The sequence below is a fragment of the Mesorhizobium sp. WSM4833 genome, from assembly GCF_055811095.1.
Genome location: NZ_JBVVQG010000005.1, coordinates 363,489 through 376,009 on the forward strand (window position 1 = coordinate 363,489; position 12,521 = coordinate 376,009).

The window sequence follows — 12,521 nt, forward strand, 5'->3', positions numbered from 1 at the left end:
ATGTCCGACCTGCAAGGCAATCTGAAAAAGTCCGAGGCCTATCTGGCCCGCTTCAAGCGCGATGGCGTTTTGAACCAGATCGGCGGCGAGGCGGTGCCGGCCCTCGATGGCGCGACGTTCGAAACGCTGTCGCCGGTCGACCTCAAGCCGCTGGCAAGCGTCGCGCGCGGCGGCGCCGCCGACATCGACCGCGCCGCCAAGGCGGCGAAGGCGGCGTTCCCAGCCTGGGCGGCCATGCCTGGCGAGGCACGCAAGAAGCTGCTGCACAAAATCGCCGACGCAATCGAAGCGCGCGCCGAGGAGATCGCTTTTGTCGAATGCATGGATACCGGCCAGGCGCTGAAGTTCATGGCCAAGGCAGCGCTGCGCGGTGCCGAGAATTTCCGTTTCTTCGCCGACCGCGCGCCCGAAGCGCGCGACGGCGAGACACTGCGTACGACAGGCCAGGTCAATATGACGACGCGGGTGCCGATCGGCCCGGTCGGCATCATCACGCCGTGGAACACACCGTTCATGCTGTCGACGTGGAAGATTGCGCCAGCGCTGGCGGCCGGCTGCACCGTGGTTCATAAGCCGGCTGAATTCTCGCCGCTGACCGCCCGCCTGCTGGTCGAGATCGCCGAGGAGGCCGGCCTGCCGAAAGGCGTATGGAACCTGGTCAACGGCCTTGGTGAAGACGCCGGCAAGGCGCTGACCGAGCATCCCGACATCAAGGCGATCGGTTTTGTCGGCGAAAGCCGCACCGGTTCGATGATCATGAAGCAAGGCGCCGGCACGCTGAAGCGCGTGCATTTCGAGCTTGGCGGCAAGAACCCGGTGATCGTCTTTGCCGACGCCGATCTCGAGCGCGCCGCCGACGCCGCCGTGTTCATGATCTATTCGCTGAATGGCGAGCGCTGCACCTCGTCGTCGCGGCTTCTGGTCGAAGCCTCGATCTATGGAAGCTTCACCGCCAAAGTCGCGGAGAGGGCGAAGCGCATCGTCGTCGGCCACCCGCTCGATCCGAAAACGGTGGTCGGGCCGCTGATTCATCCGGTGCATGAAAAGAAGGTGCTGTCCTATATCGACATCGGCAGGTCGGAGGGGGCGACGCTGGCCGTCGGCGGCGGCAAGGTCGAAGGGCCGGGAGGCGGCTGTTATGTCGGCCCGACCCTGTTCACCAACGTGACCAACGGCATGCGCATCGCGCAGGAGGAGATTTTCGGGCCGGTGCTGAGCGCCATTGCGTTCAACGACGAGGCGGAAGCGCTGGCGCTGGCCAACGACACGCAATACGGCCTGACCGGCTATCTCTGGACCTCTGACGTGACCCGCGCCTTCCGTTTCACCGATGCGCTGGAGGCCGGCATGATCTGGGTTAACTCCGAGAACGTGCGGCATTTGCCGACCCCCTTCGGCGGCGTCAAGAATTCCGGCATCGGCCGCGACGGCGGCGACCATTCCTTCGACTTCTACATGGAGACGAAGAACGTCGCCTTCGCGACGACGGCGCACGCGATCCAGAAACTCGGCGGCTGACCGGAGGAAATCGGATGCCCTTGCCCAAACCCAATCTCTACCCCGCCTTCAACATCGTGCGCCTCAGCCATGTCGAGTTGGCTGTCACCGACCTCGCCAAATCCCGCGCCTTCTATGTCGACACGCTCGGCCTGCAGGTTACCGACGAGACATCGGACACCATTTATCTCAGGGCGCTGGAGGAGCGCGGGCACCATTGCATCGTGCTGAAGAAGGCGGCCGCAGCCGAGGCGCGCGATCTCGGCTTCAAGGTCTTTTCGGACGAGGACCTCGACAAGGCCGAGTATTTCTTCAAGGGCAAGGGCCTGCCGGTGGAATGGGTCGAGCGGCCCTACCAGTCGCGCACTTTTCGGACGCGCGACCCGCACGGGATTCCGCTGGAGTTCTATGCCCAGATGGAAAGGCTGCCGCCCATCCATCAGAAATATGCGCTCTACAAGGGCGTCAAGCCGCTGCGCATCGACCACTTCAACTGCTTCTCGCCCAATGTCGACGAGTCCGTCGCCTTCTACAACGAGCTCGGTTTTCGCGTCACCGAATACACCGAGGATGCCGCAACCGGAAGACTGTGGGCGGCATGGACGCACCGCAAGGGCGGCGTCCACGACATCGCCTTCACCAACGGCATCGGGCCGCGCCTGCACCACGTCGCCTTCTGGGTGCCGACGCCGCTCAACATCATCGACCTGCTCGATCTGATGGCAACCACCGGCTATTTGCCGAACATCGAACGCGGCCCTGGCCGGCACGGCATCTCCAACGCCTTCTTCCTCTATGTCCGTGATCCGGACAACCACCGTATCGAGATCTACTGTTCGGACTACCAGACGGTCGATCCGGACCTGGAGCCGATCAAATGGGACCTCAAGGACCCGCAGCGCCAGACGCTGTGGGGCGCGCCAGCGCCGAAAAGCTGGTTCGAGGAGGGCAGTGCGTTTGCCGGGGCGGAGGCGCGCCAGCCGGATTTGGCGGCTTCGCCGATTATTGCGCCGTGAGTGGGATTTTGTAGATGTCAGCGTTCCGTGGCGCGCCCCTCTGTCCTGCCGGACATCTCCCCCTCAAGGGGGGAGATTGGCTAGGCCCATGGTCAGCGCCTCTCTTGCAGCGTTGGAAATTGGCGAAGGCAGAGATGACATCCGATCTCCCCCCTTGTGGGGGAGATGTCCGGCAGGACAGAGGGGGGCGCCGTAGAGCTCCAACCTCGCCCACCACCATCGCCGGAGCCGCAGCATGAACCACGCACGGCTCGCCACCTTCACCGTCGGCGGCAAGGCGCGCTATGGCGCGGTCACCAGCAAGGGTGTCGTCGACCTGTCGGCGCGCCACGGCCAGTGGCCGACACTGCGCGAAGTGATCGAGGCCGGGGCCTTGCGGCGGCTGGCGGAAGAGGCGGAGGCCTTCCCGACCGATTTCCCGCTCGACGCCATCGCCTATGAAATCCCGATCCCGTCGCCGGAAAAGATCATCTGCGTCGGCGTCAACTATCCGGACCGCAACGAGGAGTACAAGGACGGCCAGGCAGCACCCTCGAATCCGTCGCTGTTCGTCCGTTTTCCCCGCTCCTTCGTCGGCCATGGCGCGCCGCTGGTGCGGCCGCCGGAATCCCCGCAGCTCGACTATGAGGGCGAAATCGTCATCGTCATCGGTAAGGCGGGACGGCGCATTGCCGAGGCCAACGCGCTCAGCCATATTGCGGCACTGTCGCTGTGCAATGAAGGTACCATCCGCGATTGGGTGCGGCATGCCAAGTTCAACGTCACGCAAGGCAAGAATTTCGACCGCAGCGGTTCAATCGGCCCATGGCTGGTGCCGTTCACCCACGAGGCGCAGATCGCCGACATCGCGCTGACCGCCCGCGTCAATGGCGAAATCCGCCAGCAGGACCGCACCAGCCGGATGATCTTCTCGTTTCGCAAGATTATCGCCTATGTCTCGACCTTCACCACGCTGGTGCCGGGCGACATCATCGTCACCGGCACGCCGACGGGCGCCGGCGCCCGCTTCGTGCCGCCGATCTGGCTGAAGCCGGACGATGTGATCGAGGTGGAGGCCGATGGCATTGGCATGCTTCAAAACGGCGTCGTCGACGAGGAAGCAGCATGACCCCGGAGCAAGTGGAAGACGCCGCGGCACGGCTGTTCGAGGCCGAGCGTTCACGCCGCCAGATCCGGCTGCTCAGCCTCGATTTTCCCGAGGCGACGATGGAGGATGCCTATCGCGTGCAGGCAGCGCTGGTGACGCGCAAGATCGATGCCGGGCTGAAGCCGAAGGGCTGGAAGATCGGCCTCACCTCCAAGGCGATGCAATATGCGCTCGCCATCGACACGCCGGATTCGGGCGTGCTGTTCGACGACATGTTCTTCAATGACGGCGCGTCGGTTCCGGCCGGCCGCTTTATCCAGCCCCGCGTCGAGGCCGAGATCGCCTTCGTCATGAAGGCGCCGCTGAAAGGCCCCGGCGTGACGATCTTCGACGTGTTCAACGCCACCGACTACATCACGCCGGCGCTCGAAATCCTCGATACGCGCATCGAGCGCGTCAATGCGGAGACGAAGAAGGCGCGTACCTTCTTCGACACCATTTCAGACAATGCCGCCAATGCCGGCATCGTCATCGGCGGCCGGCCGCAGCGGCCTGATGAAGCCGACATGCGCTGGATCGGCGCCATCGTCTCGCGCAATGCCGAGGTCGAGGAGACCGGGCTTGGCGCCGGCGTGCTCAACCATCCGGCGATGGGCATTGCCTGGCTGGCCGACAGGCTCGCCCGCTACGGCATGTCGATCGCTGCCGGCGAGGTCGTTCTCTCCGGGTCGTTCGTGCGTCCGGTCGAGGCGCGACCCGGCGACACGATCGTCGCCGATTTCGGCAGTTCGGGCACGGTCAGCATCCATTTCGCGAAGGGCTGACGGTTCCGCCAGTTCTTATCAATCGGCCTTATTCGCCATGCAGATAGGCAATCACCACATCGGCTGCGATGGCCGACATGCGCAAGCCGACCTCCCTGGTGATGTCGCCTTCGACGCGGCTCTGCACCCAGCCGAGGAAGGCGAAGGCCCGCAAGGCAGAAAACAGCGGCAGCGCGGCGATGTCGCGCGCCGTCAGTTCGCGCTCCTGCCGATAGCCCTTGAGCAAAGCGGCCTCGATCAGCGGATAGATCGCCTCATCGCGGTTCTGGTAAAGCGCGACGGCAAGGTCGTACATGTGCCAGCCATGGCCGCAATCGTCGAAGTCGATGATGCGGATCGCACCATCATGGAGGAGCACATTCTCGCGCACCAGGTCGGCGTGGATGATGCCGAAATTGCGGGCACTGCGTTCATACCTCAATAGCGCGCGCACGGCCTTTTCGCGCGCCCGCAAAACCAGTTCGCGGCGAGGACCGTCGAGGAAGGGCGAGGTCTCGAAACGCCCCCAATTCGGGTTCGCGCCGAAGAAGCCGTCGAAATCCCAGGCATGGCGGGCAAAGCCGGACGGAGGCGTCCAGGCTGCTGTGACATTGTGCATGTGGGCGATGGTTCGCCCGATCTCGGTAAAGATCTGTCTTGCCTGCTCGGGCGTAAAATCCAGCGGCACGCCTCGCGCGCCGACGGCGCGGCCTTCCAGCCAGCTCAGGCAATCGACTTGCCGGGGTTGCATTGAGGCATTCGCGCTGACAAGCACGAACAGATCGCCAGCCGGCGTGGCGACCGCAGATGGCGTGGCGATGCCGGCCGATTGCAGAAAACCCATCCATTGCAGTTCCGAGCGCAGGGCGGCGTCCGTGTGATAGCCAAGCCGGTGAATGCGCATGGCGGCCGGCTGGCCATCGGGCAGACGGATCCGGAAGACCGCGTTCTCGCGGAATTTCAGCAGCTCCGGCTCACCCTCATCAATGCCCCAATGGGCGAGCGCGCGCCTGGCCAGCGCCGTGACATCGGCTGCCGTCTCGGGTTCGGATTGCGCGGAGACTGCGCTCACGCCTTCACTCCGCCGACTTCGCCAAGCACTTCGTCGAGGACGCCGATCAGGAAGTCGGCATTGTCGCGGGAGAACGGCATTGGCGGGCGGATCTTCAACACATTGCCGTGGATGCCGGTCTTGCCCATCAGCACGCCGCGCTGGCGCATCCGGTTGGCGACCTGCTCGGCAATGTCGGGCGCCGGTTCGCGCGTCTTGCGGTCGTGAACCAGTTCGGCGCCGAAGAACAGGCCAGCGCCCCTGACCTCGCCGATACATTCATGGCGATCGGCGAGCGGGCGCAGCAGGTTGAGTGCATAGGCGCCGACGTCACGCGCGTTGGCAACGAGATCTTCCTGCTCGATGACGTCGAGAACGGCATTGGCCACCCCGCAGGAAACCGGATTGCCGCCGAAGGTGTTGAAATAACGGAAGGCGTTGCGGAAGGTCGCCAATATCTCCCTTGATGTGACCACGGCGGCGATTGGATGGCCGTTGCCCATCGGCTTGCCCATGGTGACGATGTCGGGAACGAAGCCGGCGCGCTGGTGGCCCCAGAAATGACTGCCGGTGCGGCCGAAACCAGGCTGCACCTCGTCGGCGATGACCAGTCCGCCGGCGTCACGCACCGCGCGCATCGCGTCGTCGAAAAAGCCGGATGGGAGCGTCGGAAAGCCTTCATTGGCGAGCAGCGGACAAAGGATGATGCCGGACAGGCCGATACCGTCCTTTGCCAGCGCGGCGATGGCTTCGCGCACCGCGTCGCCAAAGGCTTTGCCGTTGGCCATCGCATCCGGATGGCGATAGCTGTCAGGCGCCGGCACCAGCCTAACATTGCGGGCGCGGCCACCGACCGGCGGCATGCGGGTGCTGAGCTGCGAAACCGCCGTGGTGTTGCCATGGTAGGTGGCGTCGGTGGCGATGATGCCCATGCGGCCGGTGGCGGCCTGCGCCATGCGCAGCGCGATGTCGTTGGCCTCACTGCCGGTGCAGGTCAGGATAGCGGTCGACAGGCTGGCATCGAAGGTCGCGGTCAGCCGCTCGACATAGTCGAGGATGGCGGTGTGCAGATAGCGCGTGTGGGTGTTGAGCAGGCTTGCCTGCCGGCACAGGGCCTCGACCACATAGGGGTGGCAGTGGCCGACATGGGCGACATTGTTGTACGCGTCGAGATATTTGCGGCCGTCGGCATCGTAGAGCCAGACGCCTTCGCCGCGCACCAGGTGCACGGGCTCGTCATAGAACAATTGCGATTTCGCACCGAGCAGGCGCGAGCGCCGGCTAACCAGCGCTTCTTGCGGTTGAGTCATTGCGTCTCGAAACTCCGTTCTCTCCAATAAACCGTCAGACCTTCGACAGGCCTGCATCCAATGCTTCGCCGATCCTCGCGACATCCGCGGCGCTGACGATAAGCGGCGGCGACAGGATGATGGCGTTACCGGAGACGCGCAGCATGACGCCGGCCTCGTAGGCCGCCTCCGAAACCAATGCCATGGTCTTCTTGTCGGCGGGCTTTTTCGTCGCGCGGTCCGAGACCAGCTCCAGCGCCGCCATCAGGCCCTTGTACCGGACATCGCCGACGATCGCATGCTTCGCCTTCAGCCCCTCCAGCACGGCTGCGAGTTCGACACCACGCGCGGCCGCGTTCTCGTTCAGGCGCAGCCGTTTGGTCTCGGCAAGCGCCGCCAGACCCGCGGCACAGCCGACAGGATGGCCGGAATAGGTATAGCCATGGCCGATGGCGCCGAAGCTGGTCTTGTCGGCCTCGAAGACATCGGCGACCTTGGCGCCGATCAAAGTGGCGCCGAGCGGGAAATAACCCGAAGTGATCGCCTTGGCGATGGTCATGAAATCGGGCTTCACGCCGGACAGCCGCGAGCCCGACCAGGCGCCGGTGCGGCCGAAGCCGGTGACAACTTCATCGGCGATCAAAAGGATCTCGTGGCGGTCGCAGATCTCGCGCACCAGCGGCATGAAGCTCTCATGCGGAACGATGACGCCGCCGGCGCCGAGAACCGGCTCCATGATGAAAGCGGCGATGGTATCGCCGCCCTGGAAGGCGATTTCGTCCTCCAGCGCCCTGGCGCAGAGTTTTGCCAGCCGCACTGGGTCGGTCTCGTCGAACGGATTGCGGAAGGTCCAGGGCGCAGGAATGTGGAAGACGCCCGGCAGCAGCGGCTCGTAGTTGCGGCGGAAATTGGCGTTGCCGTTGACCGACGCGCCACCGAAATGCGTGCCGTGGTAGCCTTTCTTCAGCGCCAGGAACTTGGTCCGGTCGGCCTGGCCGCGGATCTTCCAGTACTGCCGCGCCAGCCGAAGTGCCGTTTCGACCGAATCCGAGCCGCCCGAAGTGAAAAACGTCCGCACCATGCCTTCTGGCTCGAACCATTCGCAGAGTTCGTAGGCGAGCTCGATCGACGGGCCGGTCGAGGTGCCGCGAAAGCCGGAATAATAGGGCAGCGCGCCAAGCTGGTCGGCGATCGCTTTCTTGATCGGGTCGCAGCTGTAGCCGAGATTGACGTTCCACAGGCCGCCGACGGCGTCGAGCACGGTGTTGCCGGCGATGTCGGTGACCATCACACCCTCGCCTTTCATGATCACCTTTGGCGGGTTTGCCCGCATCTCGGCCGGATGCGCCATCGGATGCCAGATCGGCTTGGCGTTGGTTTCGGTGAGAAAATTGATGTCGCGCATAATGGACTCCGCAAAATCTCAGGCAACTGGGACGAGGTCGAAATGGCCGAGGGCCTCGGCATAGGAATGAGCCGGGCGAGCGACGTCGAAATGCACCGTGCGCATGCCGGCAGCACAGCCGCCATCGACATTGCGCCGCTGGTCGTCGACGAAGACGCAAGCGCCGGCCGGCAGGCCAAGCGCCTCGGTGACGAAGGCATAGGCGCGCGGATCGGGCTTGAGGATGCCGGTGTAAGTGGCGTCGATGATAACATCGAAGAGGCCGAGCAACGGCAGCCGCTGGCGGAAGTCGGCGCCGTAGAACAGGTCGAGTTCATTGGACAGGATGGCCAGTCGAAAACCGGCGGCATGTACCGTGCGAATGGTGCTGTCAGCCTCCGGCCGCACCACCTTTTCCGGCTCGGCCCCTCGCGCGCGCCGGACGAAGGTCTCCATCGCCTGCCAGTCCTCGCCCACCAGACGGCCGACCTCGCTTGTGCGTGTGCGCCAATAGTCACGCTCGCTGATCTCGTCGGCCTGCATGGCGCGCCACAGCGGATCGCTGCCCGGATCGAACGGCCCGCGCCATTGCAGCGTCCCCGGCGCGAGGCCGAGCGCCTGTTCGGTCAAGGCGTGGGTCTCGAACAGCGTGCGGGTGACGACGCCGCCGAAATCGAGGACAAGCGCCTGGGCGGGAACAGCACTCACGCCGCCACTCCCTCGGCCGGCTTGCCGCGCGGGACGATGCCTTCCTCGACCCAGCGGTCGAAGATCTCGAGCGCCTTGCCGACGAAGTCGTCGCTGTTGATGTGAGCGTCGATCTCGTGGAACTCGACGCCGGCGGGAATGACCTTGCGAATTTCGTCAGTGAAGGCGGCCAGGGCTTCCGGCTCATAGAGCGGCTCGCCCTCCACGTCCCATTCCTGGATGCCCTGGGACGGCAGGATGAAGGCGGAGCGGCCTCTGGCGGCACCGAGCTTGGCGGCGATGGTCCTGGCGACCTGGCGGCGATCGTCGGCATCGACGGTGATCGAAGCGATCAGCCTGTTATGGGCGTGAAACGGCCGCTTCGAGAATTTAGCCGGCAAATCCTGCCAGGTCGGCAGGTCGACCATGTCGACCGCGCCGGGTGCTGCGATCTGCGGAATGCCGCGGGCACCGGCATTCTCCAGCCGGTCGGCGCCGGAACTGACGACTGAGCCCGCGAGATGGTTGGTGATCTCCTGCAGGCTGAAGTCGAACACCGCGCAAAAATGGTCCTGACCGGCAATCGATTCGAAGGCACGGCCGCCCATTCCGGTGGTGTGGAAGACGGCAACGTCATAGCCGCGCTGTTCCAGCGCCGGCTTCAGCGTCTTCATGTAGCGCAGGCAGCTGCTGCCGAGCGAGGTCATGCCGATGGTCGGCCCGATTGCCGGAGCCGACATGCGAGTCTCCAGCACGATCCTGGCCGCGCCGACGACCGCACCACAGGCCTGTGACAGGACCAGCCTGCAGATCGAGTTGAGGCCGTACAGCCCGCCCGCCCAGAGGATCATCATCAGGTCGGGCGCGACGCGCTCGGGTGGGATGAGGTGCGAATAGGCGATGGTCGAGACGACGAATTTCGGCACGCCGAGCGGCAGGCAAAGCGCCACGTCGAGCGCCAGATCGGTTCCCATCGAACCGCCGATGGCGATGAAGGCGTCGATCTCGCCGTTTTGATGGAGCTTGCGCACCAGTTGCACGGCGCCGCCGGCCATCAGCGTCATGGCGGTGTTCTCGTCACCACTCGAAACGATCTCGGCGACCGTCACATCCACCGCCCGCGCCACGGCGTGCTTATCGTGGTCCGGGCTGTAGGGCGGGTCGCCCAGCACGCTGACATCCATCATCACGGCGCTGCCGCCCGACTGCTCGATGCACTGTTTCATGAACAACAGCTCTTCGGCCTTTGTGTCGCCCGTGCCGATGACCAGGATGCGGGGTGCTGTCTCCGAGGGCATCAGGCCTGCCTCCTCAGGGTTTGCAGGTTTTCACCGTTGAGGCGCATGGAAATCTCCCGTGCCGCCGCCCTCACGGCAAGTCCCCGCTCCGTGATCGCGGCCGCCGTCGTTCTGGCCTTTGGCGCCGCCACCGCGATGGTGCCGAGCGCAAAGCCATCCGCCCCGCGGATTGCCGCCGCGACGCTGATCACACCTTCCTCATAGCCCTGGTCGCAGATCGAATAGCCGCGCTCGCGCGCCTCGCCCATGGATCTTAAGATGGCGGCCGGCTCGATCAGCGTATGGGCCGTGAAGGCATCGAGCGAACCCGTCAGGCACGCCTTGACGGCCTCGTCGCGGGCGAAGGCCAGATAGGCGATGCCCGACGCGGTCGAATGCAAAGGCAGCAACTGACCGATGTCGATGTTGACCCGGTTTGCCCATGCTGGATGCTCGACGTGGACTGTGACCAGCCTGTCGACGCCGAATTCCGACAAATGCACGGTCTCGGCCGTCGATGCGGCCAGGTCCCGCACCAGCGGAACGGCCGTCTGCAGGAAGGGAAAGCGCGCCTCGCGGATGCGCGCCAGCCGCGACAGGCCGGCGCCGAGGCGATAGTGCCGCGTACCCGCATCCTGCTCGACGAAACCACGGCCGGCCAGCGCTACCAGCAGCCGCCTTGTCGTCGCCTTGTCGAAGCCCGAGCGGCGCGCCAGATCGGACAGGCCGAGCTCGGGCTCGTCGACGTTGAACAGCTCCAGAAGCGAGATCGCTTTTCCGACCGTACTCAAATTTGCCTCCCGGTTCGGGACAATCATTTAACGTGTGAATTAACTTGACAGGCATCAGCATTGTTTGCAAGTCTATATTCAAAATGACGGTTCAAATAATGAACCAACCACCAGAGTGCATGGGACAGGCCATTCGGCCGGCGAACTCAAGGGTTTGCAAACAGGAGGGATCAATGACAGCAGTCTCGGAACAGGCGCCGGCCAACAGGCTGCGCAAGAACAGTCTTGGCGTCGGCGCCATCACCTTCATGGTGATTTCTGCGGCCGCCCCACTCACGGCAGTCGCCGGCGGCACGCCGCTTGGCATGCTGATGGGCAATGGCGCCGGCTTTGCCGGCACCTATCTCATCGTGACCGTGCTGCTGCTTTTGTTCGCGGTCGGCTATGTCGCCATGTCACGCCATGTCGGCAATGCCGGCGCCTTCTATGCCTATGCCGCACGCGGCCTCGGCAGCATGGCCGGCGGCGCCACGGCGCTGATCGCCATCCTGTCCTACAACGCCATGCAGATCGGCGTCATGGGCCTGCTGGGCGCCGCAACCGCCGGCCTGTTCGCCGGCTGGGGCATCAACCTGCCCTGGTGGGTGTGGAGCTTCATCGCCATCGCGCTGGTCGCCGTGCTCGGCTATCGGCAGGTCGACCTCTCCGCCAAGATCCTGACGGTGCTGGTGCTGTGCGAATATCTTGTGGTGCTGATCCTCGATATCGCCATCCTCAAGACCGGCGGCGATAGCGGCCTGTCGGCGGCGCCATTCAGCTGGAGCCAGATCGTCAGCGGCTCGCCGGCCATCGCCATCCTGTTCTGCTTCGCCGCCTTCATCGGTTTCGAGGCGACGACGATCTATGCCGAGGAAGCCCGCGACCCAAAGGTCACCATTCCGCGCGCCACCTATTTCTCGGTCGTGCTGATCGGCGTCTTCTACATGCTCACGGCATGGCTGATGGCGGTCGGCGCCGGTGTCGACAAATTGCTGCCGACGCTGCAGGGATTGCAGGATCCGACGACCTTCCTGTTCGGCCTGTCCGACCGCTACGCCGGCACGATGCTTTCGCAGGCGATGAGCATCCTGTTCGTGTCGAGCCTGTTTGCCGGCGTGCTGGCGTTCCACAATGCGGTTGCGCGCTACATCTACGTCTCGGGCCGCGAGAAGCTGTTGCCGCAGACGATTGGCGTGACGCATCCGGTGCACCAGAGCCCACATGTCGCTTCCGTCATCCAGAGCGTGCTCGCCGCGGTCGTTGTCGGCCTGTTCGCCGTGCTCGGCCTCGATCCGGTGCTGGCGCTGTTTTCGTGGCTGACCAATGTCGCGACGCTCGGTGTCATCGTGATGATGGCGGTGGCATCGCTTGCCGTGGTGATGTTCTTCCGCGCCAACCCGGCGGCCCACGAGAATGCGCTGAAGACCACCATCCTGCCCGGGCTGACCTTCATCGCCTTCGTCATCATCATCTATTTGATCGTCATCAATTTCGGCAGCCTGTCGGGAGCCGGCGGTTTCCTTGGCGTGTTCCTGCCGGGGCTGGTGCTGATCGCCGCGATAATCGGCCTGCTGCTGGCCAGCGCCCTGAAGAGCCGCGATCCGGTCGCGTTCAAAAACCTCGGCCAGCCGCTGAAAGATTGAGAAAAGCAAAGGGGCGG

At 64.5% G+C, this 12,521-nt stretch carries 11 protein-coding genes; 5 read left to right on the forward strand and 6 right to left on the reverse strand.

What is annotated here, in order from left to right; translation table 11 throughout:
- The 4 genes from hpaE to hpaH all read left to right on the forward strand — a co-directional run bounded on the left by hpaE (position 1) and on the right by hpaH (position 4,424).
- Complete coding sequence (gene hpaE, locus AC0L2D_RS12540; protein ID WP_473541167.1) at positions 1 to 1,518, forward strand: 5-carboxymethyl-2-hydroxymuconate semialdehyde dehydrogenase; 1,518 nt, start codon at positions 1 to 3, stop codon at positions 1,516 to 1,518.
- Between the two features lie 14 nt (positions 1,519 to 1,532).
- On the forward strand, positions 1,533 to 2,513 hold the full coding sequence (gene hpaD / locus AC0L2D_RS12545) for a 3,4-dihydroxyphenylacetate 2,3-dioxygenase (protein ID WP_473541168.1): 981 nt from the start codon (positions 1,533 to 1,535) through the stop codon (positions 2,511 to 2,513).
- A 235-nt stretch (positions 2,514 to 2,748) separates the two neighbouring features.
- Complete coding sequence (locus AC0L2D_RS12550; protein ID WP_473541170.1) at positions 2,749 to 3,621, forward strand: fumarylacetoacetate hydrolase family protein; 873 nt, start codon at positions 2,749 to 2,751, stop codon at positions 3,619 to 3,621.
- The gene (gene hpaH, locus AC0L2D_RS12555) at positions 3,618 to 4,424 is read left to right on the forward strand and encodes a 2-oxo-hept-4-ene-1,7-dioate hydratase (RefSeq protein ID WP_224620780.1); all 807 of its coding nucleotides are present in this window, start codon (positions 3,618 to 3,620) and stop codon (positions 4,422 to 4,424) included. Before AC0L2D_RS12550 ends, hpaH begins: the two co-directional genes overlap by 4 nt.
- A 28-nt stretch (positions 4,425 to 4,452) precedes the next feature.
- Here hpaH and AC0L2D_RS12560 read toward each other — a convergent pair whose 3' ends face one another.
- Genes AC0L2D_RS12560 through AC0L2D_RS12585 form a run of 6 tightly spaced genes read right to left on the reverse strand, consistent with a single transcriptional unit; the run spans position 4,453 to position 10,882 of the window.
- On the reverse strand, positions 4,453 to 5,475 hold the full coding sequence (locus AC0L2D_RS12560) for a phosphotransferase enzyme family protein (RefSeq protein WP_473541171.1): 1,023 nt from the start codon (positions 5,473 to 5,475) through the stop codon (positions 4,453 to 4,455).
- Positions 5,472 to 6,764: an aminotransferase class III-fold pyridoxal phosphate-dependent enzyme gene (locus tag AC0L2D_RS12565; RefSeq protein WP_473541172.1), complete on the reverse strand. Its 1,293-nt coding sequence runs from the start codon at positions 6,762 to 6,764 to the stop codon at positions 5,472 to 5,474. The genes AC0L2D_RS12560 and AC0L2D_RS12565 overlap by 4 nt, the downstream gene beginning before the upstream one ends.
- Before the next feature lie 34 nt (positions 6,765 to 6,798).
- The gene (locus AC0L2D_RS12570) at positions 6,799 to 8,148 is read right to left on the reverse strand and encodes an aminotransferase class III-fold pyridoxal phosphate-dependent enzyme (RefSeq protein ID WP_473541174.1); all 1,350 of its coding nucleotides are present in this window, start codon (positions 8,146 to 8,148) and stop codon (positions 6,799 to 6,801) included.
- 18 nt (positions 8,149 to 8,166) lie between these two features.
- A complete protein-coding gene (locus AC0L2D_RS12575) occupies positions 8,167 to 8,835 on the reverse strand; it encodes an HAD family hydrolase (RefSeq protein ID WP_337123198.1) in 669 nt (222 codons plus the stop codon).
- A complete protein-coding gene (locus tag AC0L2D_RS12580) occupies positions 8,832 to 10,112 on the reverse strand; it encodes a Tm-1-like ATP-binding domain-containing protein (protein WP_473541175.1) in 1,281 nt (426 codons plus the stop codon). The genes AC0L2D_RS12575 and AC0L2D_RS12580 overlap by 4 nt, the downstream gene beginning before the upstream one ends.
- Positions 10,112 to 10,882, reverse strand: a complete 771-nt coding sequence (locus AC0L2D_RS12585; protein WP_473541177.1) for an IclR family transcriptional regulator — start codon at positions 10,880 to 10,882, stop codon at positions 10,112 to 10,114. Before AC0L2D_RS12585 ends, AC0L2D_RS12580 begins: the two co-directional genes overlap by 1 nt.
- A 173-nt stretch (positions 10,883 to 11,055) precedes the next feature.
- On the opposite strand from AC0L2D_RS12585, the gene AC0L2D_RS12590 reads away from it, so the two are divergent.
- Positions 11,056 to 12,504, forward strand: a complete 1,449-nt coding sequence (locus AC0L2D_RS12590; RefSeq protein WP_473541178.1) for an APC family permease — start codon at positions 11,056 to 11,058, stop codon at positions 12,502 to 12,504.
- Positions 12,505 to 12,521: the final 17 nt, after the last annotated feature.